This is a genomic window from Streptomyces sp. TP-A0874 (genome assembly GCF_001748085.1).
In the GTDB taxonomy this organism is placed as follows: Bacteria; Actinomycetota; Actinomycetes; order Streptomycetales; family Streptomycetaceae; genus Streptomyces.
Map to the genome: position 1 here is coordinate 57,592 of NZ_BBZK01000015.1, position 24,157 is coordinate 81,748.

The 24,157-nt window shown below is 72.6% G+C and carries 15 protein-coding genes; 10 read left to right on the top strand and 5 right to left on the bottom strand.

Annotated elements, in window-relative coordinates; genetic code table 11:
* Positions 1-40: 40 nt before the first annotated feature.
* Positions 41-982 carry a 1-phosphofructokinase family hexose kinase gene (locus tag BGP73_RS21260; protein WP_069817389.1) on the top strand — a complete coding sequence of 314 codons (942 nt, stop codon included), beginning with the start codon at positions 41-43 and terminating at the stop codon, positions 980-982.
* Between the two features lie 53 nt (positions 983-1,035).
* Here the strand turns inward: BGP73_RS21260 and BGP73_RS21265 are convergent, their stop codons facing one another.
* Both BGP73_RS21265 and cdgB read right to left on the bottom strand, forming a co-directional pair.
* Positions 1,036-1,953, bottom strand: a complete 918-nt coding sequence (locus BGP73_RS21265; protein WP_069817391.1) for a carbohydrate-binding protein — start codon at positions 1,951-1,953, stop codon at positions 1,036-1,038.
* Between the two features lie 214 nt (positions 1,954-2,167).
* The gene (gene cdgB / locus BGP73_RS21270) at positions 2,168-3,808 is read right to left on the bottom strand and encodes a diguanylate cyclase CdgB (protein ID WP_069817393.1); all 1,641 of its coding nucleotides are present in this window, start codon (positions 3,806-3,808) and stop codon (positions 2,168-2,170) included.
* Between the two features lie 377 nt (positions 3,809-4,185).
* Between cdgB and BGP73_RS21275 the strand changes: the two genes are divergently transcribed.
* Positions 4,186-4,677, top strand: coding sequence for a flavin reductase family protein (locus BGP73_RS21275; RefSeq protein WP_069817395.1), 492 nt, complete (start codon positions 4,186-4,188; stop codon positions 4,675-4,677).
* Between the two features lie 12 nt (positions 4,678-4,689).
* Here BGP73_RS21275 and arfB read toward each other — a convergent pair whose 3' ends face one another.
* Positions 4,690-5,115 carry an alternative ribosome rescue aminoacyl-tRNA hydrolase ArfB gene (gene arfB, locus BGP73_RS21280; RefSeq protein WP_069817397.1) on the bottom strand — a complete coding sequence of 142 codons (426 nt, stop codon included), beginning with the start codon at positions 5,113-5,115 and terminating at the stop codon, positions 4,690-4,692.
* A gap of 258 nt (positions 5,116-5,373) precedes the next feature.
* Here arfB and BGP73_RS21285 point away from each other — a divergent pair, with 258 nt between their 5' ends.
* The 8 genes from BGP73_RS21285 to BGP73_RS21320 all read left to right on the top strand — a co-directional run bounded on the left by BGP73_RS21285 (position 5,374) and on the right by BGP73_RS21320 (position 15,615).
* Positions 5,374-5,949 carry a TerD family protein gene (locus BGP73_RS21285; protein ID WP_069817399.1) on the top strand — a complete coding sequence of 192 codons (576 nt, stop codon included), beginning with the start codon at positions 5,374-5,376 and terminating at the stop codon, positions 5,947-5,949.
* 324 nt (positions 5,950-6,273) lie between these two features.
* Entirely contained in the window at positions 6,274-7,359 is a 1,086-nt protein-coding gene (locus BGP73_RS21290; protein WP_069817401.1) for an S-(hydroxymethyl)mycothiol dehydrogenase, read from the top strand.
* Entirely contained in the window at positions 7,359-7,991 is a 633-nt protein-coding gene (locus BGP73_RS21295) for an MBL fold metallo-hydrolase (protein ID WP_069817403.1), read from the top strand. Before BGP73_RS21290 ends, BGP73_RS21295 begins: the two co-directional genes overlap by 1 nt.
* A gap of 252 nt (positions 7,992-8,243) precedes the next feature.
* Positions 8,244-8,741 carry a hypothetical protein gene (locus BGP73_RS21300; RefSeq protein WP_069817405.1) on the top strand — a complete coding sequence of 166 codons (498 nt, stop codon included), beginning with the start codon at positions 8,244-8,246 and terminating at the stop codon, positions 8,739-8,741.
* Positions 8,742-9,390: 649 nt separating this feature from the next.
* Positions 9,391-10,800 carry a cytochrome P450 gene (locus BGP73_RS21305; RefSeq protein WP_069817407.1) on the top strand — a complete coding sequence of 470 codons (1,410 nt, stop codon included), beginning with the start codon at positions 9,391-9,393 and terminating at the stop codon, positions 10,798-10,800.
* A 415-nt stretch (positions 10,801-11,215) separates the two neighbouring features.
* On the top strand, positions 11,216-12,262 hold the full coding sequence (locus BGP73_RS21310) for a selina-4(15),7(11)-diene synthase (RefSeq protein ID WP_244501308.1): 1,047 nt from the start codon (positions 11,216-11,218) through the stop codon (positions 12,260-12,262).
* Positions 12,256-13,653: a cytochrome P450 gene (locus BGP73_RS21315; RefSeq protein ID WP_244501306.1), complete on the top strand. Its 1,398-nt coding sequence runs from the start codon at positions 12,256-12,258 to the stop codon at positions 13,651-13,653. The genes BGP73_RS21310 and BGP73_RS21315 overlap by 7 nt, the downstream gene beginning before the upstream one ends.
* A gap of 474 nt (positions 13,654-14,127) precedes the next feature.
* Entirely contained in the window at positions 14,128-15,615 is a 1,488-nt protein-coding gene (locus tag BGP73_RS21320; RefSeq protein WP_069817451.1) for an MFS transporter, read from the top strand.
* A 56-nt stretch (positions 15,616-15,671) separates the two neighbouring features.
* Here the strand turns inward: BGP73_RS21320 and BGP73_RS21325 are convergent, their stop codons facing one another.
* A complete protein-coding gene (locus BGP73_RS21325; protein WP_139134590.1) occupies positions 15,672-16,625 on the bottom strand; it encodes a helix-turn-helix transcriptional regulator in 954 nt (317 codons plus the stop codon).
* A gap of 242 nt (positions 16,626-16,867) precedes the next feature.
* On the bottom strand, positions 16,868-24,154 hold the full coding sequence (locus tag BGP73_RS21330) for a non-ribosomal peptide synthetase (protein ID WP_069817412.1): 7,287 nt from the start codon (positions 24,152-24,154) through the stop codon (positions 16,868-16,870).
* Between the last annotated feature and the right edge of the window lie 3 nt (positions 24,155-24,157).

The following is a 24,157-nucleotide window of genomic DNA, read 5'->3' on the forward strand; positions in this document are numbered from 1 at the left end:
GACTCGGCCGGGCCACCGCGCACGGGAGGGAAGGCACCCGGTGATTCTCACCGTCACGCTCAACGCAGCACTGGATGTCACCTACCGCGTCCCGCACCTCCGGCCCGCCGCCTCCCACCGGGTGGCCGAGGTGGTGCAGCGGCCGGGCGGCAAGGGGCTGAACGTCGCCCGCACGCTAGCGGCCCTGGGCCATCGCGCGGTCGTCACCGGCTTCGCCGGCGGACCCACCGGTGAGGCGGTCCGCGGCATGCTGGCGGAGGCGGCGGCCGACGAGGGCCGCGGCAGGGTGGTGGACGCGCTCACCCCGATCTCCGGTGCCACCCGCCGCACGCTGGCTGTGGTGGACGCCAGCAGTGGCGAGACCACCCAGCTCAACGAGGCCGGGCCCACCATCACTCCGCAGGAGTGGTCCGCCTTCCTCGCCGCCTACGAGCTCCAGCTGACGCAGGCCCGGGCGGTGGCACTCTGCGGCAGCCTGCCTCCCGGGCTGCCGGTCGGCAGCTACGCGCAACTGGTCCGCTCGGCGCAGAGCGCCGGCGTGCCGGTGCTGCTCGACACCAGCGGCGAACCGCTGCGCCGGGGCATCGCGGCCCGTCCGGACGTGGTCAAACCCAACTCAGCGGAGCTGTCCGCCCTCACCGGTTCCACCGAGCCGCTGCGGGCCGCCGGGGACACCCGACGGCGCGGCGCCCGCGCGGTCGCCGCCTCGCTCGGCGCCGAGGGCATGCTCGCGGTGACCCCGGACGGCAGCTGGCGGGCGGCCCCTCCGCGCCCGCTGCGCGGCAACCCAACCGGGGCGGGCGACTCCGCGGTCGCCGCGCTGCTGGTCGGACTGGTCGAGGGGGCGCCCTGGCCGGAGCGGCTGGCCCGGGCGGTGGCGCTGTCCGCCGCGACGGTGCTCTCCCCGGCCGCGGGCGAGTTCGACGCTCCGGCCTACCAGGAGCTGCTGCCGCAGATCTCGGTCAGTCCCTGCTCGGAGTGAGCCCCGGCCCGAAGACCGCGGAGGCTGCCGGAGCCCGTCGGACGGACCCGGGCTCAGCCCTGTTCCTCCTTCAGCCACACCTGGTCGAGATTGACCTCGCAGCTGTTGCCCTTCTCACAGGAGAGCTTCACGGCGTTGGTGCCCTCGTTGAGGTGGACGATCGACCAGGTCTCGGTCCAGCCGCGGGCCCAGTCGCCCTCCGGGGCGTGGCCGAAGTTCTTCATGCTCACCGGCCGGCCGTCCTGCTTGCCGTTGACGGTGAGGGTGAGGTCGGCGTCCTTGCCGGGCACACCGTAGCGGACGTACAGCCGGTAGGAGCCGCCCTCCTCGACGTCCACCTTCCAGGAGGCGGAGGCGCCCTCGGCGTTCATGTTGGCCACGTACGTGCCGCCCTTGGCCTTGGCGCCCTCGACGTCCGAGGCGACCGAGGCGGGGCCGTCCAGCCGCAGCGACGCCGCGTCCTGCTTCGGCAGCTCCGGCTTCGGCTCCATGGAGGGCTTCTCGGAGGGCTCCTCCGACACCGTCTCGCTGGGCGCCGGGCCGCCCCCCGTGTCGTCCGGCCCCTGCTCCTCGGAGTCGCCGTTGGTGAGCATCGCCGCGCCGATGCCGATGACGACGACCGCGACCACGGCTATCGCCCCGATGAGCAGCCCCTTGCTGTTGGGGCCGGAGCCCCGGCCGCCGCCGTGTCCGGCGGCGCGCCGCGGGGCGCCGCCCGGCAGGGTCTCCGGAGCGGCGTAGGTCGGGTTGGCCGGCTGCTGGCCGTAGGGCTGCTGCTGGCCGTACTGGCGCTCGCCGACGCGGGTGGGGCGCTGGTAGGAGGTGCGGGGGACCCCGGGCTGCTGCGCGGGGCCGCCGTACTGGGATGCCTGGCCCTCACCCGGCCCGCCTTCGCCGCCCTCCGAGCGGTACAGGTAGGCGAACGGGTCGTCGCTCTCGGGCGTGCCCGAACCATTGTTGCCGGCCGTCATCCCTGTCACTCCCAAACTCGTCCCGGACCACCAGTGCCCCCGCGATCCGCATCGCGCCCGGGCCGCCGCCGGTCCTCCCGAAGGCCCGCGCTGCCCGGCTGGTCACTGCTCATGACCGATTCAGCGTCGACGGTGTACGCCGTCGGCCGAGCCTACCCGTTCCCGGGCACCGGATCGCACGTACGGCCGGTCCCTGAGAACGGCTGGGGAGCGCTCAGCCGGCCCGGCGATGGGACGAGCGGGCGCGGGCCCGCTTCTCGACGTACATCCGCTGGTCGGCCGATTGCAGCACCTCGTCGGCCGACATGCCGCAGCCGGCCCAGCTGATGCCGAAACTGGCCCCCACCCGCACCGCGCGGCCCTCGTAGCGGATCGGCGGGATGATGGCGTTGCGCAGCCGGACCGCCAGGTCCTGGGCGTCCGCCCGGCCGAGGCCGTCGGCGAGGACGACGAACTCGTCGCCGCCGAGCCGGGCCACGGTGTCGCCGTCCCGGACGCCGCTCGCCAGCCGCCGCGCGACCTCGATCAGCACGGCGTCCCCGGTGTGGTGGCCGAACCGGTCGTTGATCGACTTGAAGCCGTCCAGGTCGCAGAAGAGCACGGCCAGGCCCTTACGGCCGTCGTCCGGCCCGTCCTCGTCCAGGGCCACGGCGTGCACGTGTCCGTCGAAGGACGGCAGTCCCGGCAGCGGGGGCTCGCCCGCCTCGCCGTACGCCGACCCGTAGGCGGAGCCGTCGGCACCGGAGACCGCGTAGCCGTCCCTCTCCGGCGGGAACGGCGGCCGGTCGCAGAGCCTGCTGCTGAGCCGGGAGCGGAGTTCGGCGCTGTTCGGCAGTCCGGTGAGGGAGTCGTGGCTGGCCCGGTGGGCCAACTGAAGTTCGTGGCGCTTGCGTTCCTCGATGTCCTCGACGTGGGTGAGCAGGAACCGCGGCCCGTCGGCGGTGTCGGCCACCACGGAGTTGCGCAGGGACACCCAGATGTAGGTGCCGTCCCGGCGGGCGAAGCGCAGTTCGGCCCGGCCCCCCTCGGCGGAGGTGCGCAGCAGGGTGCCGATGTCCTCGTGGTGTACGAGGTCGGAGAAGGAGTAGCGGCGCATGGCGGCCGCCGGGCGGCCGAGCAGCCGGCAGAGGGCGTCGTTGGCGCGGAGCAGCCTGCCGTGGTGGTCGCCGCCCATCTCGGCGATGGCCATACCGCTCGGCGCGTACTCGAAGGCCTGCCGGAAGCTCTCCTCGCTCGCCCGCAGCGCCTGCTGCTCGCGCTCCAGGCGGACCAGCGCCCGCTGCATGTTCGCGCGCAGCCGGGCGTTGCTGATGGCTATCGCCGCCTGGGAGGCGTACATCTGCAACGCCTCGCGGCCCCACGGGCCGGGCCGGCGGCCGTTGCTCGGCCGGTCGACGGAGATGACGCCGAGCAGTTCGCCGGAGGAGTACATCGGCGCGAACAGCCGGTCCTTGGGGTGCCACTCGTCGGCGAAGCGCGGGTGCGGGCCACCGCTGTGCCACTGCGGCACGTCGTCATCGTCCAGGACCCAGCCCTCGGTGTGCGGTATGAACCGCAGTTCACCCCAGCTGACGCCCATGGCGAGGCGGCGGTCCCAGGAGTCGCGTGAGCCCACGCGGCCGGCCATGAGCGACTCGGCGCCCGCGCTGCCGGCCACCGCGGCGACGACGAGGTCGCCGTCAGGTCGCACCAGGTTGACGGCGGCCAGCCCGTAGTCGAGCCCCTCGACCGCTCCGTCGGCCACGGTCTGCAGGGTGTCCGCCAGGCTCCGGGCGCTGCTCAGGTCCGCGACAGCACGATGGAGCTGACGCAGCGCCGCAAGACGGACATAGGGTTCCGACTCCTCCGCCTCCATCGCCTGTCTCCCCGCTACCTAGAACTACCCCTGGATACATCTCCTCCGAATACCACGAGCCACTGAATCACAGTGCGCTGCCCACCCGGTACACAGGGTCAGCAATTACCGCCTGGTGTGATCCATGTCACCTCGTGTTGCTGTGGATTTCCACGAGCCGAACTGTGGCGATTTCGGGTTCTGTCCGACAGGGTTCCGCCGGCCCCGGGGCCCCGGACGGCGGAACGAGAGGGTTCCCGGGATCGGGACTTCCGGCCTAGATCCCGCCTGGTCCCGAGGCCCGATCCGGGCGGTGGATCGCTGCCGATAGCGTTCACCGCGTGTTGCAGCAGCCCCCTCCCCAGCGCCACACCGATCAGATCCCGCATCCTGGTGGCGTGAGCGAAGACAAGTTCCGCGCCGCACTTTCCCGGCTGACCGCCGGGGTGGTGCTGGTGACCGCGCACGACCCCGAGGACGGCGAGGACGTCGGCATGACCGCGACCTCGCTGCTCTCGGTGTCCCTCGACCCACCACTGGTGCTGGTGAGCGTTCGCAACGGATCGCGGATGGACGACCTGCTGGAGCGGCAACCGCTGTGGGCGGTGTCGATCCTCAGCGGGGCGCAGCGGCAGGCCGCCGGCTGGTTCGCCATGAAGGGCCGGATCAGCGACCGGCTGCTCTTCGCCGACCTCGCGCACACCCGCGGAGAGGTGGCTGGGGCTCCACTGGTCGACGGCGCACTGGCGCTACTGGAGTGCCGCACCGAGCAGCGGGTGACGGCGGGCGACCACACCCTGGTGGTGGGACGGGTGCTCACCACCAGCACACCGCCGGTGGACAGCGGGCCGCTCGCGTACTTCCGGGGCCGCTACCGCGGGCTGGACTGAGCAGCCGGCCGCTCACCAGTCGCGGCCGGAGCGCCCCCGCTTCAGCTCACTGCGCCGCCGCTTGTTCCGCAGCCGACGCTCCACGACCCCCTTCGGCACCTTCCGCGCCTTGCGGGGGGCCGGCGGCGGCGCCGTCGCCTGGGCCAGCAGGGCCGCCATCCGGACGGCCGCGGCCTCCCGGTTGCGCCACTGGGAGCGATGCTCCGAGGCGCGCACCGTGATGACCCCGTCGACCAGCCGGTCCGCCAGCCGCTCCAGCGCACGCTCCCGCCAGACCGGGGGCAGCGACTCGGTCCGCGCCAGGTCGAAACGGAGCTCCACCTGGCTCGAACTGGTGTTCACGTGCTGGCCGCCGGGCCCGGAGGAGCGGGAGAAACGCCACATGAGCTCCTGCTCGGGGAGCGAAACAGCGCCTCTGATGACGTACGGACCGGACATATGTCCAGGGTCTCGCACCCGCGCCGTCGCGTCACATGCTTTCCCGCCCACGGCGCCCGGCGTGAGACCGGCCCCCGCCAGGGCGCGGCACGGCCGGCACCGGCCCCGGCCGCGGTGGCAGTTGCGCGGAAATGCCGGAAAGTGGGGTGGAGCTGGAACTGGCCCGACCGGTGGAGGCGTTGGGAGAGTTGACGGGGACTCCGGCCCCGTCGTCGAAGCCCAACACGCCAGCGCAGGAACTCAAGAAGGGGACATCCCATGCCTGTAAGCCTGTCCAAGGGCGGCAACGTCTCGCTCACCAAGGAGGCACCGGGCCTTTCCGCCGTCACCGTCGGCCTGGGGTGGGACGTCCGCACCACCACCGGCACCGACTTCGACCTGGACGCCAGCGCCATCGCGGTGGACGCCAGCGCCCAGGTCGTCTCCGACAGCCACTTCGTCTTCTTCAACAACAAGTCCACGCCCGACCAGACCATCGTGCACACGGGCGACAACCTGACCGGCGCCGGCGAGGGCGACGACGAGCAGATCAACGTCAACCTGACCGGGCTGCCCAGCGAGGTCGACAAGATCGTCTTCCCGGTCTCGATCTACGACGCCGAGAGCCGCAGCCAGAACTTCGGCCAGGTGCGGAACGCCTACATCCGAGTGATCAACCAGGGCGACGGCAGCGAGATCGCGCGCTACGACCTGAGCGAGGACGCCGCGACCGAGACCGCCATGGTCTTCGGCGAGCTGTACCGGCACGGCGCGGAGTGGAAGTTCCGTGCGGTCGGCCAGGGTTACGCCTCCGGCCTGAGCGGCATCGCCCAGGACTTCGGCGTCAACGTCTGAGTCGGCGACAGGCACGCCCCCAGCCGCCCGGCCCGGCCGCGAGCCCGGCACGGGCGGCGCGGTGTGCCGGTGTGCCGGTACGCCGGTACGCCGGTACGCCGGTACGCCGAACGGCACCGGTTGACGACCGGCGCACCGACCGGACGCACCGGCCGACGGCGGCGCTCACCGGCCGACCTGCGGGTCCGCCCCGCCCACCACCTCCGCCGACTCATCGACCGGGCAGAGGATCGGATATTGGACGCCGGACGCCATACGTACGAGAGTGGACCTGCTACCGGCCGCCCGGCGGAAGCTCGGAGAGATGAAGGAAGGGCTGTCTACATGGCACAGGAAGTCCGTGGCGTCGTGGCTCCCGGCAAAGGTGAGCGGGTGCAGGTCCAGACGATCGTCGTACCGGACCCGGGGCCGGGCGAGGCGGTGGTGAAGGTGCAGGCCTGCGGTGTGTGCCACACCGACCTGCACTACCGGGAGGGCGGGATCAACGACGAGTTCCCGTTCCTGCTCGGGCACGAGGCCGCCGGCGTCGTGGAGTCCGTCGGTGAGGGCGTCACCGATGTGGCCCCGGGTGACTACGTGATCCTCAACTGGCGTGCGGTGTGCGGTCAGTGCCGGGCCTGCAAGCGTGGTCGGCCCTGGTACTGCTTCAGCACCCACAACGCCTCCCAGCCGATGACGCTGACCGACGGCACCCCGCTCTCTCCGGCGCTGGGGATCGGTGCGTTCGCGGAGAAGACGCTGGTGGCGGCCGGGCAGTGCACCAAGGTCGACCCGGCGGCCTCCCCGGCCGCCGCCGGTCTGCTGGGCTGCGGGGTGATGGCCGGGCTCGGCGCGGCGATCAACACCGGCAACGTGGGCCGGGGCGACTCGGTCGCGGTCATCGGCTGCGGTGGGGTGGGCAACGCGGCGATCGCCGGCGCCCGGCTCGCGGGCGCGGCCCGGATCATCGCGGTGGATCTGGAGGACCGGAAGCTGGAGCTGGCCCGCTCGCTGGGCGCCACGCACACGGTCAACAGTCGCACCTCGGACGCCGTGGAGGGCATCCGGGAGCTGACCGGAGGCTTCGGTGCCGACGTGGTCATCGACGCGGTCGGCCGCCCGGAGACCTACGAGCAGGCCTTCTACGCCCGCGACCTGGCCGGCACCGTCGTCCTGGTCGGGGTGCCGACGCCGGAGATGAAGCTGGAGCTGCCGCTGCTGGACGTCTTCGGCCGCGGTGGTTCCCTGAAGTCCTCCTGGTACGGGGACTGCCTGCCGGAACGGGACTTCCCGATGCTGATCGACCTCTACCAGCAGGGCCGACTCGACCTCGACGCCTTCGTCAGCGAGACCATCGCCCTGGACCAGGTGGAGGAAGCCTTCGACAAGATGCAGCGAGGCGACGTGCTCCGTTCGGTGGTGATGCTGTGATGTCGGCCGTCCGTATCGACCACCTGGTCACCTCCGGCACGTTCTCGCTGGACGGCGGCACCTGGGAGGTCGACAACAACGTCTGGCTGGTCGGCGACGACCACGAGGTCTACGTCATCGACGCCGCACACGACGCGGACGCGATCATCGCCGCGATCGGCGACCGCCGACTCCTCGGCATCATCTGCACCCACGGGCACGACGACCACATCGACGCCGCCCCCGAGGTGGCCGACCGGACCGGCGCCCCGATCCTGCTGCACCCGGACGACATGGTGCTGTGGGAGATGAAGCATCCGGACCGCAAGCCGGACGGGGCGCTGACCGACGGCGAGGTGGTGGCCGTCGGCGGCGTCGAACTGCGGGTACTGCACACCCCCGGGCACAGCGTGGGCGCTGTCTGCCTGTACGCACCGGAGCTGGGCACCCTCTTCTCCGGCGACACCCTCTTCCAGGGTGGGCCGGGGGCGACCGGCCGCTCGTACTCGTCGTTCCCGACGATCATCGACTCCATCCGGCAGCGGCTGCTCACCCTGCCGCCGGAGACCGTCGTACGCACCGGCCACGGGGACTCGACCACCATCGGGGCCGAGGCCCCGCACCTGGACGAGTGGATCGCCCGCGGCCACTGACAGAGGGTTGTCCCGTAATCCCCGGTGGATCAGCGCACGACGGCAGATGCGGTACATCGCAAGGCGGAGGGACGTCCCGATACTGGGCGTATCAGGATGTTCCGACAACGCGGCGAGGTGCCGCAGCTGTCGTCGTGCGCCCACCGGGGATTGCGGGACAACCCTAAGCGGGGTCCTGTTCGGGGGGAGCGCCCGCTCCCCCCGAACAGGACCGCCCGCGTCCCTCGCTCCGCCGCATGACACCATCGCCGGGTGATCGACCTCGGCTACGGGCTCTCCCGCCGCTTCCCCGACCCACCGCAGACGGACTACCGGACCGCCGACGTCCGGGCGCTGCGGCACGACCTCTTCTGCGGCGACGTCTACCTCGCCGACACCGAGACGGACCGGGAGCTGTCCACAGCCTGGGGATGGGTGCCGGTGCTCGACTTCGCCTGGGCGCTCTGCGACATCGTCGAACAACTGGACCGCGACCCGCTGGGCAGCCGCTCGCACCTCGCGCAGCACGCCGAGTTCGACTTCACCGAGTCCACCGACCGGCTGCGCTTCACCCGGCGCTTCGGCTGGGTGGAGATCACCGCCGACTGGACCGGGGCCGACGAACCGCCGCTCACGGTGAACCACGGGGCGCTGCGCCGGGAGGCCCGCGACTTCCTGCACGACCTGATCGCCGACCTCACCGATATGCACGAGGGGCTGGGCGACAACCCGGCCCTCTGGCAGCTCCAGGCCCGCTTCCCCCGCGTCTGAGGCGCCTCTTCGATCAGGGGAGGTCGTGGTGATGCACAGCTCGTGGTGATGCACAGCTCGTGGTGATGCACAGCTCGCGGCGATGCACCGGCCGCTCTCCCGTACCGGCCGGCCGGTCCGCCCGCCGGTGGAGCGCCGGGGCCGGCTGCCCCATCGCCCACGGATAACGCGGCGGGAGTTCCAGGCACCACCGCTCTGCCGTCTCCACCCGTGGCGCACATGAACCGCGGCACCCGAATTCCCCAGGCGGAAGAGGTGGCGGCAGGCCCGTCACCGTCCTCTGGACAAGACCGCCCCGAAGCCGCCCCTCCCGCTGCTCGCCGTACAGCCGCGATCATCAGCCACGACGCCCGGCCCTCGGGGCTCTGCGCCGGTCCGCCAAGGCCTTCGGGAGAGGGCTTGACACCGAGACAACTCAACGGCTCCGCATACCGGTTGAGCTGGACGAGACGCTGCGGGGGCCTTGTGTTGGGCTTGCTAGGCTACGTGCGGTTCTGCGGCCATGAGCGGGGAGACTCGGCCGGTCGTGGACCAGCACCCGCTTGTCCGTGTCCGTGTTCGAGGCTTGAGAGCGCCGCTTCTCGCCAGGACACCTCGGAGCATAGATGGCGAGTGCCTCCTTCTCCTTGCCGCGACTTCGGAGGCTCGTATGACATCCCCCAGCCCAGACCACGCCCCCACCGGCGCGCGGGACGTACCGCCCCCGGGATGTCCCGCCCACGGTCTGGTCTCCGACGAGCTACTGCAGTTGGACGGCCCCGAAGGAAACGCCGACCCCCGGGGCATGTATGAAAAGCTCCGCAAAAAGCACGGCTCGGTAGCCCCTGTCGCACTCGCGGACGGTACTCACGCCTGGCTGGTCCTGGGTTACGACGAGAATCGCGAGGTAATGCGGAACTCCTCGGTGTACTCGCGGGACTCGCGGCTGTGGACGCAGTCGCTTCCGGAGAACTCGCCATTGGCACCGACGGTCCAGTGGCAACCCGTCTGCGTCTTCGCCGACGGCGAGGAGCACCAGCGCCTCCGGGAGGCGCTCACCGCCAGTCTGGATCGCTGCGACCGCCGCGGCCTGCGCCGTCACATCACCCGCTTCGCCAACCAGCTGGTGGATTCCTTCGAAACGGGGCGGAGCGGGGGCCGCGTCGATCTGGTCGCCGAATTCGCCGAGCAGCTGCCGATGCTCGTGATGACCCAGCTGTTCGGAATGCCCGAGGAATACGGTCCCGATCTGGTGACCGCGGCCCGCGACCTGATGAAGGGCACCGAGAACGCCCAGGCGAGCAATGCGTTCCTGGTCGAGAAACTCGAAGAGCTCGTGGCCCGCAAGAAGAGCCGCCCGGGCCCGGATATCGCCTCCTGGCTGCTCCAGCACCCGGCGAACCTGACGGAGGAGGAGGTGATGCAGCATCTGCGTCTCATCCTCGTGGCCGCGAACGAGACCACGGTGAGCCTGATCTCCAGTGTGCTGGAGATGAACCTGACCGACGCACGTTTCCGCGGGAGCCTCGCGGGCGGCCAGATGACCCTGTCGGACGGGCTCCAGCACGTCCTGTGGGACCGCCCGCCGCTCTCCGTGGTCCCCGGCCGCTGGGCGACCGGCGACACCCGCCTCGGCGGCCAGGACATCAAGGCCGGCGACATGCTGCTGCTGGGCCTGGCCGCGGCCAACACCGATCCGGCGGTCCGACCCGACCTCTCGGAACCGATGCACGGCAACAGCGCGCACCTGACCTTCAGCCTCGGTTCCCACGAGTGCCCGGGCGGGAGCATCGGCCGAGCGATCACCGAAACCGGGATCGATGTACTGCTCGAGCGGCTGCCCGACCTACGGCTCGGGGTCGAGCCCAGGGAGCTGACGCGCACCTCCTCGTGGCTGAGTCAGCGGCTCGACACGCTCCCGGCCACTTTCACACATCGAAACGAGCCAAAAACGATCAACACCCGTACCAAGAAGGCCACCGCACCCAAGCCCGAGGCCGTCTCGCCCGTGGCGGACGACTCCGAGAACGCTGGCCGGCACCCACGAAAGCCGCTCTTCCGCTTCTTGGCCAGGCGATAGACGCTGGTCAGCGCAGCCATCTAGTTGACACCCCATCAGCTACGCGACGGTGTCCGGATCTGCCCCCTCGCGGCGACCGGACGTCGTCGAGCGCCGTCCCGCCGCGGAACGGCCGTGGGGAGCGACTGCGCACCGACCACCGACAAGACCGCTATGTCCACTAAACACCCAGGTGACCAGCGACCGAGATGACTGTTTGCCTATGCCTGACGGAGGGTAATCGGGCCTGCTCTGTGCGCCACCGAGTGGCGTGAAATGATCTCTGGGGCAGCGGCTCAGCCTGTGGCACAGTCTCGTTGAACGGCTCAACTGATGGGCGCGGTTCGGTATGCCCGCACACAGTTGGGCATACCGAACGCCGGCGACCGTTGGGCCTGGGTGCCATCTGGACAACTGAGAGGCGAGCACGGTGACGTTGACCGTACCGGAAATATATTCCCCCCTCCCGCCGGCCATTCACCCTCGTCACGCGGAGATCGACGCACAGACATCCCAGTGGGCACATGAATTCAAGATCGGCTCCGAGGACTTGCGCAGCCGGCTCATCGCCCATGATATCGGCACATTCGCCGCACGAATACTGCCGGAAGGCGACGAGGGCGCTGTCAGCATCATCGCCGACTTCATCCTGTGGCTTTTCGGCGTGGACGACGGACATTGCGAGGAAGGGGACCTGGGTACCCGTCCCGGCGAACTCGCCGGGGAACTCTCGCGGCTGCTGCGGGTGGCCCAGGACCCGCAGGCGCCGCTGCTCCCCGACGATCCGCTGGCCGACGGGCTGCGCGATCTCCGGCTGAGGCTCGGGCAGTACGCCACCGACAGCCAGATCGCCCGCTGGGTGGACGCGCTGCGCGAGTACTCCCTCTCGGTGGCCTGGGAGGCCGCCCATCGGGCCGCCGGAACCGTGCCCAGCCTGAGCGACTACACGCTGATGCGTCTCTACGACGGCGCCACCTCCGTCATCTACCCCCTGCTGGAGATGGGGCGGCGTTACGAGCTCAGGCAGGAGGAGAGGGACCGCAGAACCGTCCGGGCCATCTCGGAGATGTCCTCCTTCATCATCGCCTGGGACAACGACATCTTCTCCCACCACAAGGAGAGTCGGAGCTCGGGCTACTACCTCAACGCCATCCGGGTCCTGGAACACCACGAGAACCTCGACCCGGGCACGGCCCTCTCCGTGGCCATCCGCCAGCGCGATTCGGTCATGGCGCATTTCCTGTACGTCCGTGACCGGCTTCTGCAGGACGCGAGTCCGGAGCTGGTCCAGTACCTGGAAAGCCTGGGGCATTTCATACGCGGCGCACAGGACTGGGGAATCAGTTCACACCGCTATACCACCCCGGAGGATCCCGCGGATCTGCCCACCGCGTTCTCCTCCTCCTTCGCGGACACGAATCAGGCTCCGCTGGATATCCCCGTCATCTCCCACTGGTGGGACCCAGACCTCTTCTCATGGTAGCCAGCCGCCAGTTCAACGGCACAAGAAACGAGAAAGGGTACCTGATGTCCACCGCGCTGAAATCCGTTCCGCGGGCCCCCGGAAAGATACCGCTCCTGGGACACACCTGGCCGCTGCTGCGCGACCCCCTCGGTTTTCTCAAGTCCCTCCGCGAGACGGGGGACCTGGTCCGCATCGAGGTGGGGACGCTACCGGTCTACATGGCCGTCAGTGCGCAGATGGTGCAGGAGGTGATGGTCCGCCAGGCCCGCAGCTTCGAGAAGGGCAGGCTGTACGACCGCGTGCAGAAACTGGTCGGTCAGGGCCTCGCGACAGCGAGCGGGGAAGTCCACCGCCGGCACCGCCGACTGGTGCAACCGGTCTTCCACCACCAGCGCATCGCGGGCTACGCGGAGGTCATGAGCAAGCGCGCCTGGGAGCTGTCCGAATCCTGGAGTCCCGGCCAGGAGATAGCCGTCGACCAGGTGATGGGGCAGCTCGCGATCGAGATCCTGGCCGAGACGATGTTCTCGGCGGACATCGGCCGCCCGGCCGTCGAGGCGGTGCGGCGCGACCTGCCGGTGATCCTGAAGAACATGCTGATCCGCGCGGCGTCCCCGAAGATCCTCGACCGGGTGCCCATCCGCCCCAACCGCGACTTCGACCGCGCCGCCGACAGCATGCGCCAGGTCATCGACGAGGTGATCGCCAACACCCGCCGGTCCGGTCAGCAACCGGGGCAGGCCGACCTGCTCTCCCTCCTCCTCGACGCGCGTGACGCGGACACCGGCGAGGCGCTGACCGACGCCGAGGTCAGGGACGAGTTGACGACGATGCTCTTCGCCGGCACGGAGACCACCGCCTCGACCCTCTCCTGGTCGCTCCACGAGATCGCCCGGCACCCGGACGTCGAGAAGCAGGTGCGTGCGGAAATCGACGAGGTGGTCGGCTCCCGCCCGGTGACCGCCGAGGACATCCCGCGTCTGCCGACCATCCGCCGGGTGCTGGACGAGGTGATCCGGCTGCACGGGGTCACCCTCGTGATGCGCCGCACGCTCGAACCGGTCGAACTCGGGGGCTACCACCTTCCGGCCGGTGCGGAGATCGGGATCAGCCTCTACGCCATGCACCGCTCTCCCGACCTCTACGACGATCCGGACCGCTTCGACCCGGACCGCTGGCTGCCCGAACGCCGGGCGGCCGTGCCCCGGGAAGCGTTCGTACCCTTCGGCGCGGGAGCCCGGAAGTGCGTCGGCGACGCGTTCAGCTGGACCGAAGCCACGATCGTCCTGGCGACGATCCTCGCCCGCTGGTCCCTGGAACCGGCCCCCGGCCACACCCCGAGGGAGGCGGCATCCGCCATGGCCCACCCCGACCACGTGCCGATGGTGATCAGGCCCCGGGACAACTGAGCCAGTCCCAACGAAGCCGTCCCGGAGGCCAGGAGCCTCCGGGACGGCTTCGTTCGAGAAGCGGAAGGGGCCACGCCCCACCTCCCGCACCCACCCCCACGCTCCTCTCCCCTCTCACCCCGCCGCGGGCGCGGCGCCCAAACCCACCGGAGGGGTGCCGGCGCCGGGTGGGCGGCGACGGGAGGGGAGGGGCGGGGTCGGAGCGGGCGGGGGTGCCGAGACGCTGCCGGATATTTGCGGGGCCAACCCACCCGCACCCGAAGACACACCCGCACAGCCCCGTAAATATCCGGTCACGGCACCCCCCGCCCGCGCAGGCCACGACCCCGCACCACCCACCGGCACGCCACCCACCCAGCACCGGCAGCCCCGAACCCCATCCACCGCCCGCCCCATTCCACCGCCCGCCCCACCCACGTCGCACCCCCTCCCCCTCCCCCCCTATCGTCGTCACGGAGACGAGAGCAGGTGGCCATGGCCGAGAGGGAGAGTGAGGCACCGGGCGGCGATCCGCACCGCTGGTGGGCGCTGGTGGTGATCGCGTTGGCCCAGCTCATGGTGGTGCTCGACGCCACCATCGTGAACATCGCGCTACCGTCCGCCCAGCGGGAGCTGCACATCTCCAACGGCAACCGCCAGTGGGTGCTGACCGCCTACACGCTGGCCTTCGGGGGCCTGCTGCTGATCGGCGGCAGGGTCGCCGACCTGGTCGGCCGGAAGCGGACCTTCATCATCGGGCTGATCGGCTTCGCCGTCGCCTCCGGTCTGGGTGGCGCGGCCGAGAGCCAGGGCATGCTGTTCGGCGCCCGTGCCCTCCAGGGCTGCTTCGGGGCGCTGCTGGCGCCTTCCGCGCTCTCCCTGCTCTCCACCACGTTCACCGACCCCGCGGAGCGCGGCAAGGCGTTCGGGGTGTTCAGCGCGGTGGCCGGCGGGGGTGCGGCGATCGGCCTGATCGGCGGTGGGCTGCTCACCGAGTACCTGGAGTGGCGGTGGTGCCTGTACGTGAACGTGCCGGTGGCGCTGGTGGCGGTCCTCGGCGCGTTGACGCTGCTCCACGACCGGCCCGGGCACGCCGAGGTCCGGCTCGACCTGCGGGGCGTCGTGCTGGGCTGCGGCGGTCTGCTGGCGCTCGTCTACGGAGTGAGCGAGGCGGAGTCCCGCGGATGGTCGAGCCGGCTGGTTCTGGGGCTGTTCGTCGCCGCCGCGCTGCTGCTCTCCGGGTTCGTCCTCTGGCAGCGGCGCGCCCCGGCCCCGCTGCTGCCGCTACACATCATCCGGGACCACAGCCGCGGTGGCTCGATGCTGACGATGGCGCTGGCCACCACCGGGATGTACGGGCTCTTCCTGATCCTGACCTACTACTTCCAGCGCGTGGTCGGGTACTCGCCGATCCGGACCGGCCTCGCCTTCCTCCCGCTGGCCGCGATGATCATCATCGGTGCCACCCAGATCTCCGCCCGGCTGCTCCCCCGGGTCGCCCCTCGGCTGCTGATGGCCCCCGGCATGCTGCTGGCCGCCGTGGGGATGCTGCTGCTGACCCGTCTGACGGCCGAGTCCTCGTACGTGTCGGAACTGCTGCCGGCCGAGCTGCTGCTCGGGCTGGGCATGGGACTGACCTTCATGCCGGTGATGGCCACGGCCACCGCCGGGGTGGCGCCGCGGGACTCGGGGGTGACTTCGGCGTCGGTCAACACCGCCCAGCAGGTCGGCGGCTCGATCGGCATCGCGCTGCTCAACACGATCGCGACCAGCCAGGGGCGGCACTACATCACCCCCCGGCTGGCCGAGGCGGCCCGGAAAGGGCATCTCACGCCGTCGGCGCGGGAGGCGATCCTCCGCGACGGGGTGGTGCACGGCTTCACCGTGGCCGCCGCCTGGGCGGCGCTGATCATGCTGCTGGCGGCGGTGGTCGCCGGCACCCTGGTGACCCGGGGGCCCGGGAACGCCCCGACGCCGCCCTGAACCGCGGCCGGCAGTAGCAGCCCCGCGGTCCCCCCAGGGTCGTCGGCCGCGGTGGGTCAGACCAGGCCGACCTGCATCGCGCGCACCCCCGCCTGGAAGCGGCTACGCGCGTCCAGCGCGACCATCGCCGAGGCGACGTCGTTCCGGACCGTGCGCACGCTGCACCCCAGCCGGCGGGCTATCGCGTCGTCGGTCAGGCCCTCGGCGAGCAGCCGGAGCACGATCTCGGAGCGGGGCCGGCGCGCCCCGCCGGCGTACGCCGGACGGCCTGCCTGCCGGACGGCCGCACCGTGCTCCCAGAGCCGGTCGGCGAGTGCGCCGAGGCGTTCGAGTTCGGCGGGGGCCCGGATCACCCGGACCCGGTCGGCGTCGTTGAGCAGCACCGCGACCACCCCGTCCATGATCACCGCGCGGAAGGGCACCACCCCGACCGAGCGCGGTGGGGTGTCCTGCTCGGCCAACCACTGCGCGTGGGCCGCCGCGGCGGGGGTCTGCAGGACGGACGAGGCCCAGACGGCCCGCACCGTGGCTCCGCGCCGCAGCGCCATGTCGACGATGGGGCGGGAGAGTTCGAAGGCGCCCTCGACGTAGCCGGGCACCAGGAAGACGATCTCCCGCTCGACCTTGGCGACCATCCGCTCGATGGTGACCGAGGCGTTGTCCCAGCTGTCGGATGCGGCGATGGGTCCGCCGGTGCGCTCGGCCGCCCGCTCGTGCAGCGAGATGAAGCGCTCGACCTCGACCGGCCGCGGCTGGGGCGCCCGCCCCTGTCTCATCCGGCGGGCGAGCAGGGCGGGGAGCGCGATGCAGGGTTCGACGGCGCGCACCGCTCCGCCCACGTCCCCCGAGCCGCTGGCCAGTCCGTCGGCGCGGAGTCCTTCGACGAGCGCGACGACCTCCCCCTCGGGCCAGCCGAGCGCGCCGGCGAGTTCATCCGTCCGCCATCTCGCCCGGAGCAGCAGCTTGCGATAGACAAGCTCGGAGCGCCTGTCCAGACCGATCCCAGCCACGACCAACCTCGCCGAACCTCGCCGTGCGGAGGGGTTCACCCCGCCCGCTCCATCGGGGCCAACGTATGTCCATCCCGCGTCGATCAGCCCACCTGAGCGTCGCTTTCGACAGCTTGGTGCCACGGCCGGGCGGTTTCCCACCGCAAAGCCATGACGGCCGGTGACTACCGGCCATGCGCGACGGGCGGGTTCCCCGGTTTCAACGGGTGGTGTGGGTCAGCTCCGGCACGACTGGTTCCCCGTCACACCCCCTCCGCAGCCGGGTCCGCCCGGTCGACGGGCACCAGCTGGCCGTCCTCCGCCCAGCGCACGGTCAGGCCGGTGCGGTACATCCGGTCGCCGGGCTGGCCGTACGGATCGGCCGGGAACCGCTCCGCGGTGCGGGCGGGGCCGTGCTGGTAGCCGCGGGCGAGGGCGGGGCCGGCGAGGTACAACTCGCCGACGGCCCCGGGCGGCACCTGGCGCAGCGCCCGGTCGAGCACCTGCGCCCGGGTGTTGACGGCCGGGGAGCCGATCGGCAGCGTCCCGTCCGCCTGCGGACGGCTCCACAGGGCGGTGTCGGCCATGGCTCCGCCGGCTCCCCTGGTGCCCAGGACCGGGCGGTCACCGGCCGACCACCGGCCGGCCGCGGTCCCGACGGCCGGGCTCGGGTCGGCGATGACGACGGTCATGCCGGCCGGTACCTGCCCGGGCGACAGCTGCTCCAGGGCCGTCCACGGGAGTACGGCGTGGGTGACCTGCTGTTCGGTCAGCAGCGCGGCCAGCGCCTCGCCGGGTGCCCGCTGTCCCGCCGTCTCCAGCACCAGGGTGCCGCCGGTGAGCAGCACCGCGCAGAAGCCGTGCGGCACACCACCGGGGTGGGCGTCCGCGGAGTCGACCGGGGACTGCACCACGACACGGCTCTCCGGACCGATCCGGAAGCAGCGGCTCCAGGTCTCGGCGAGGTCGGCGACCCCCGAGTGCGGGACGAGTACGCCAGCGCGGTCCGCGCCGCCGGCCGGGTGCAGCAGGTAGGCCGCGTTGGCCGGGCGCAGCGGCGCCTTCCGGTCGGAGTCCGAAGGGTTGTCGTTGCGCGGCTCCACCAGCCGCACCCGCATGGTGCTCTCGGGGTCCACCGGACCGGTCATCCGGCGGTCGGCCATCTCCTCGATGACCGCGGGATCGTCCAGCAGCAACCGTCCCACACCGTCGACGGTGGGCAGCCCCGGCGCGGTGGCGCTGTCGGTGACCACCAGCATCGGCCGGGCCTCGGCGAGCAGGCCTTCGATCCGCTCGGCCGGGGCGTCCGGGTCGATGCTCAGGTAGGCGGCGCCGGACTTCAGCACCGCGAGCATCACCACGACGAGTTCGACCGAGCGCGGCAGGGCGAACGCCACCACCCGCTCGGGGACCGCGTCACAGGTGATGAGGAGTCTGGCCAGCCGGTTGGCGCGCTCGTTGAGCTCCCGGTAGGAGACCTCCTGCCCGTCGACGACGAGGGCGATCGCCTCCGGCTGCTCGGCGACCCGCTGCTCGAAGAGCTCCGGGTAGGTCAGCCGGCTCAGCTCGACCGCGGTGTCGTTGTACGCCGCCAGCAGCTGCCGCTCCTCCCCGGAGAGCAGGTCGACACCGGCGGCCGGCTGCTCCGGGTCGTTGGCGGCCGCGGTGAACAGTCGCAGCAGCCGGCCCAGCAGCCGCCCGGCCTCCGGGTAGCCGAAGACGTCCGGCCGGTACTCCAGCCGCAGCCGGATCCGCGGGCCGGGGGTGACGACCAGGCCCAGCGGGCGGGTGACGGCGTGGTAGGTCTCCATACCGAGGACGCTGAGTTCGCCGGCCGTCCCGGGCAGGGCGTCCCGGCCGGCGGGCCCGTCCTCGACCACCGTGGTGGTGTCGAAGAGTTCGTCCGCGCCGCCCGCCGGCAGCGCCTCGGCGAGCCCCAGGTGGCCGTGCCCCTCAAGCAGCGACCGCTCCTGTGCCACCCGCCCGAACAGCCCCAGCAGGGACTCCCCGGCCACGAGCCGCACCCGGGCGGGCAGGGTGGCACCGAACTGGCCGACCACGGGGCTCTCCCCGGGCAGCGGATCGGGCCTGCCGCTCGTGTGGGCTCCGAAGACCACGTCGTCCTGACCGGTCAGCGAGGCCAGCAGCAGCGCCCAGACGCCCCGCACCGCGGTGTCCAGCGTCATCCCGTGGCCCCGCAGCCCGGCGGTCAGCCGCTCGGACACGGCCTGCGGCAGCGCGGTGGAGACGGAGGCCGGGGCCACCGGGCCGGCCGTCCGCACCGCCGGGGCCAGCAGCGTCGGCACCGGCTCGGCCAGCGCCCGCCGCCAGGCCCGGCCGGCGGCGGCCGGGTCCGGTGCGGTGGCCGACGGTACGAGGTGGCCGCGGTGCGGGACGGCCGGGGAGAGCCCGGCGTCGTCGCCGCCCGCGACGTACAGCCGCAGCAGTTCCCGGCCGAGCAGCTTCAGCGAGCGGTCGTCGAGCAGGATGCGGTGGCTGGTGAGCAGCAGCCGCGCCCGCTCCGCCGGAAGCCTGATCAGGGTGCAGCGGAACAGCGGCGGACGGGCGAGGTCGAAGCCCCGTTCGCGGTCCGCGCCGAGCACCCGCCACAGCTCGGCCTCCAGCCGGTCCTCCGGCACTCCGCCGAGGTCGTGCTCCCGCCGCTCCGGCTCGGCCTGTGCGGCCACCACCCGGACCGGCCGATCGGCGCCCACGACGACGAAGCCGGTGCGCAGGGCGGGGTGCCGGCGCAGCAGGGTGCGGGTCGCCGACTCCAGCGCCGCGGCGTCGAACGGGCCCTGGAGGTCGATGGTGAGCTGGACGCAGCCCGCCACCGCCGCCCCGTCCTGCTCCGCGGAGAGCAGCAGCTCCTCCTGGAGCGGCGAGAGCGGCAGGACGTCCTCGACGGGTGTGCCGCCGTCCTCCAGTTCGAGGATCTGCTCCTGGGAGAGGTCGACCAGCGGCAGGTCGGAGGGGGTCAGGCCGCCGACGCCCGGTTCACCGGCGTGCTCGGCCAGGGTCTCCAGCGCGGCGAGCCAGCCCTCCGCGAGGGCGCGCACCTCCGCCTCCGGGAGCAGGCCACCCGGCCAGGACCAACTGGCGCGCAGGACGGTCCCCTCGGGGGTGTCGACGGTGCGGGTGGTGAGGTTGAGCGCGTGCGGCGCCGGGGCGGCCGGGTCGGCCTCGCCCAGCACCTCGGCCTCGGGCGCCGCGGTCCAGTCGGCCCGGCCACCACTCGCGCCGGGCTCGGCGGCCGGGGCGGCCACCGCGGAGCGGCCCGCATGGTGGAAGCCGATCTGGGCCGCCGGGGCGTTCGACAGCCGCTCGGTGGTCTCCGGGTTGAGGTGGCGCAGCAGGCCGTGGCCGAGGCCGCCGCCGGGCACCGCGCGCAGTTGCTCCTTGACCCGCTTCACCGCGGTGGCCAGGGCCTCCGCCCGGTCGGTGGCCGGGAGTTCCCCGGCGTCCAGAGCGACCGGGTAGGGGCTGGTGCAGCGGCCGACGGTACGGGAGAGCTCGGCGCCCTCCAGCGCGGTGGCGCGTCCGTGGCCCTCCACCTCGACGAGCACCCGGGTGCCCTGCGCGGTGCGCCGGTCGGCGACCGCGGTCGCCAGCGCGGTCAGCAGGACATCCTCGGTGGTGGCCCGGAAGGCCTCCGGGACGGTCCGCAGCACGCCGGCGGTGGCCCGGGGCGGGAGGGCGACGGTGAGGTGCTCGGCGGGTGCCACGGTGTCGAGCACCGGGTCGAAGGGGCGGTCGGTGAGGGGCGGGTCCGCCACCTCGGTGACGGCCTGCCAGAGGTCGAGTTCCGCGGTGCGCCGGCCGGCCTCCTCGGCCAGTAGCAGCGCCCACTCCCGCAGTCCGGTGCCGACCGGTTCGAGGGCGGGGCGGCGGCCGGCCGCCAGCGCCTCGCAGGCCGACCGCAGGTCCGCGACGAGGATCCGCCAGGAGTCCTCGTCGGCCACCAGCTGGTGCACGGCGAGCAGCAGCCGGCCCGGTCGGGCGGAGCCGGCGTCGAACCACACGGCCCGCAGCAGAGTGCCGTCGGCGGGGGAGAGTTCGGCTTCCGCCTGCTCGCCGTACTCACGGACGGTCTCGCGGAGCGTCTCGTCGTCCATGCCTGCGACGTCCACCCGGCGCAGCAGGTCGCCGGTGTCGACCGCGCCCTGGGCGGCGAACTCCAGGTACCAGCCGTCGCCGTGCCGGACCGGGCGGGAGCGCAGCGCGTCATGGTGGTCGACCAGGGCGCGCAGCGCGCCGGTCAGGTGCCGGTGGGCGAGCCCGGGGCGGACGGTGAGCAGCCGGGACTGGCCGGGCCGGACGTCGGCCCCGCCGCGGTCGAGCAGCCACAGCACGGCCGGGGTGGCCGGTGCGGTGCCGGCTCCGGAGCGCTCCTGGCCGGCGGGGCGCCGGCCGTTCTCCTCGGCCCGCTCGGCCAGCTTCTCCGGCGTGCGCAGTTCGAAGACCTCGCGGGGGGCGAGTTCGAGTCCGGCGCGCCGGGCACGGGTGGTGAGCCGCACCGAGCGTGCGCTGTCTCCGCCGAGGGCGAAGAAGTCGTCGTGGGGGCCGGCCTCGCCTTCCAGCAGTTCGCTGAAGAGTCGGCAGAGCGTCTCCTCAGCGGGGCCGCGCGGGCTGCGCCGGGCCGGCAGCCCGGCGAAGTCGGGTGCGGGCAGGGCGGCCCGGTCGACCGCGCCCGAGGGCAGCAGCGGCAGCGTCGGCAGGGTGACGAAGGCCGACGGAAGCATGTGCTCGGGCAGTGCCTCAGCCAGGTGGGCGCGGAGTTCGGTGGCCTCCGGCGCCCGCTCCCCGGCCGGCACCAGGTAGGCGGCGACCCGCGGCTGTCCTGCGCTGTCCTGGCGGCTGGTCACCGCCGCCCGTTCCACGGCCGGGTGGCGGGAGAGCACGGTCTCGATCTCGCCGGGCTCCACCCGCAGTCCGCGGATGTCCATCCGGTCGTCGGCCCGCCCGAGGTACTCCAGCGAGCCGTCGTCGTTCCACCGCGCGATGTCGCCGGTGCGGTACATCCGCGTGCTGCGCCCCTCGAACGGGCAGGCGACGAAACGCTCGGCGGTGGGTCCGGGCCGGCCGGCGTAGCCGCGGGCCAGGCCCGCGCCGCCGATGTACAGCTCACCGGCCGCGCCCGGCGGCACCGGGCGCAGCGCCGCGTCCAGGACGTAGACGGTGGTGCCGATCACGGGCTTGCCGAGCGTCGCGGTGGGCGCCGTGCCGGACAGCGGTCCGGTGAGCGTCGCCGCCAGCGTCGACTCGGCCGGCCCGTAGGCGTTGACCATGCGGCGCGCCGGCGACCAGCGCCGGAGCAGTTCGGTGGGGCAGGGCTCGCCCCGCACCACCAGCGTGGCCAGTTCGGGAAGATCCATCTTGGGCACCCCGGCGAGCACCGTCGGGGGCAGTACGGCGTGGGTGACCCGCCACTGTTCCAGCACCTCGGCGAGGGCCTCACCGAAGGGCTCCCCGGTCGGCGGCAGCACCAGCGCCGCACCGGCCGACAGGGCGGTGCAGACCTCCATCACCGAGGCTTCGCAGCCGGGCTGGGAGTACATCAGCAACCGGCTCTCGCCGGACACCCCGAACCGCTCGGTGGCGGCCTGGCAGAAACTGGCCAGGCCGGCGTGCGGGATGACCGCGCTCTGCGGCTGCCCGGCCGGCCCCGAGGTGGGGACGAGGTAGGCGGGGTGCACGGGGAAGAGCCGGCTGACCCGGTCGCGGTCGTCCGGGTTGCCGCCGCTGATCTGGGACAGCTCCATCACGGTGTCCGGGCTGTCCATCACCAGCCGGGCCGTGTCGCCGGTCGCGGTCAGGCCGTCGGCGACCTCCCTGACGGTCAGGACCATCGCCGCGCGGACGTCCCGCAGGATCGTCGAGAGCCGCTGGGGCGGCTCGTTCGGGTCGACGGGCAGGGCGGCGGCTCCCGCCTTGGCCACCGCGAGGACGGCCACCACGAGTTCGACGGAGCGGCGCATCGGCAGCGCCACCACGTCCTCCGGCCCCAGGCCCCGGGCGATCAGCATCCGGGCCAGCCGGTTGGCCCGGCCGTTCAACTCGCCATAGGAGAGCACGCCCTGGTCGCCGACGAGAGCCGGGGACTGCGGCTGCCGGGCCACCTGGGTTTCGAACAGCTCGGGCAGGGTCCGGGCCCAGACCGGCTTCCCCGAGCTGTTCCAGTCGGCGAGCACCCGGCGGCGCTCGTCCTCGCCCAGCAGGTCGATCAGGCCGAGCCGGCGCTCGGGGTCCTCGGCGAACAGTCCCAGGACCTCCCGCAGGCGCTCCGCGAGGCGCTCCACGGTCGCCGTCTCCAGGGCGTCCGGCCGGTAGCCCAGCCGGATCCGCAGCCGGGAGTCCTCGGCGCCGGTGACGGCGGTGACCGTCAGGGTGTGGTGCGAGATCTCGTGCCCGGGCACCTCGCGCACCCGCACCCCGCCCAGGTGGACCAGCCCGGTGGCGGCCCCGTCCTCCAGCGCGGTGACGGTGTCGAAGAGTTCGCCGGTGGCGCGCAGTTGCCTGCGTATCGCGGCCAGCCCGAGATGACGGTGGGGCGCGAGCTCCTCGTGCCACCGCCGCAGGCCGCGCAGCATGTCGGCGAGGGTTTCGGCGGGGTCGAGCCGGACCCGGACGGGCAGCGCCTCGGCGAACGCCCCCACCGTCCGCTCGATGCCGGCCACGCCCTCGGGGCGCCCCGGGTCGACGGCGCCGAACAGCACGTCGTCCCGTCCGGTGAGCGAGGAGAGCAGCAGGCCCCAGGCGCCCTGCACCACGGTGTGCAGGGACAGTCCGTGTTCCGCCGCGAGCGCCTCCAGCCGGCCGCTGACCGGCTCGGGGAGGTCGAAGACGTGCTGTTCCCGGACGGCCGGCGCGGTGCCGACCGCGGCCGGGCCGAGCAGGGTGGGTTCACCGGAGGCGAGCGCCTCCCGCCAGGCGCGTTCGGCCCGCGGCCGGTTCTGCCGCGACAGCCAGCCGACGTACCGCTTGTAAGGGGTGACGGCCGGCAGGTCGCTGTCGTCGCCCGCGCTCTGGTAGAGCGCGAACAACTCCTCCAGCAGCAGCGGCACCGAGCGGCTGTCGAGCAGCAGCCGGTGGTGGGTGAGGAGCAGCCGGAAGCGGTCGGCGGCGATCCGGACCAGCGTGAACCGGAGCAGCGGGGGCGCGGAGGGGGTGAACCTGCGGGAGCGCTCCTCGGCCGTCAGCCGGTCCAGCTCCCGACGCAGCGCCTCCCCGCTCAGTCCGGAGAGGTCGGCCTCCTCCCAGGGGAGGGGCACTTCGCGCGGCACGACCTGGAGCGGCCGGCCGAAGGTCTCGTGAAGGTAGCCGGTGCGCAGGGCGGGATGGCGCCGCAGCAGGGTGCGGACCGCGGCCCGCAGCCGGCCGCCGTCGAAGCCGGCGGCGGACTCCCCCTCCGGGTGGACCACCAGATCGAAGGCGCGCTGCACGGTGCCGGCGTCCGGCCCCTGGTCCGCCTGGAGATGGAGGGCCTGGAACAACAGCCCCTCCTGCAGCGGAGACAGCTGCAGTACTTCTTCGAGTCCCTGCTTGCTCATTCC

Bases quoted from the DNA above. Each gene is read 5' to 3' on its own strand.
- BGP73_RS21265 (WP_069817391.1), bottom strand. From the start codon at position 1,953: ATGACGGCCGGCAACAATGGTTCGGGCACGCCCGAGAGCGACGACCCG.
- cdgB (WP_069817393.1), bottom strand. From the start codon at position 3,808: ATGGAGGCGGAGGAGTCGGAACCCTATGTCCGTCTTGCGGCGCTGCGT.
- arfB (WP_069817397.1), bottom strand. From the start codon at position 5,115: ATGTCCGGTCCGTACGTCATCAGAGGCGCTGTTTCGCTCCCCGAGCAG.
- BGP73_RS21285 (WP_069817399.1), top strand. From the start codon at position 5,374: ATGCCTGTAAGCCTGTCCAAGGGCGGCAACGTCTCGCTCACCAAGGAG.
- BGP73_RS21290 (WP_069817401.1), top strand. From the start codon at position 6,274: ATGGCACAGGAAGTCCGTGGCGTCGTGGCTCCCGGCAAAGGTGAGCGG.
- BGP73_RS21295 (WP_069817403.1), top strand. From the start codon at position 7,359: ATGTCGGCCGTCCGTATCGACCACCTGGTCACCTCCGGCACGTTCTCG.
- BGP73_RS21305 (WP_069817407.1), top strand. From the start codon at position 9,391: ATGACATCCCCCAGCCCAGACCACGCCCCCACCGGCGCGCGGGACGTA.
- BGP73_RS21315 (WP_244501306.1), top strand. From the start codon at position 12,256: ATGGTAGCCAGCCGCCAGTTCAACGGCACAAGAAACGAGAAAGGGTAC.
- BGP73_RS21320 (WP_069817451.1), top strand. From the start codon at position 14,128: ATGGCCGAGAGGGAGAGTGAGGCACCGGGCGGCGATCCGCACCGCTGG.
- BGP73_RS21330 (WP_069817412.1), bottom strand. From the start codon at position 24,154: ATGAGCAAGCAGGGACTCGAAGAAGTACTGCAGCTGTCTCCGCTGCAG.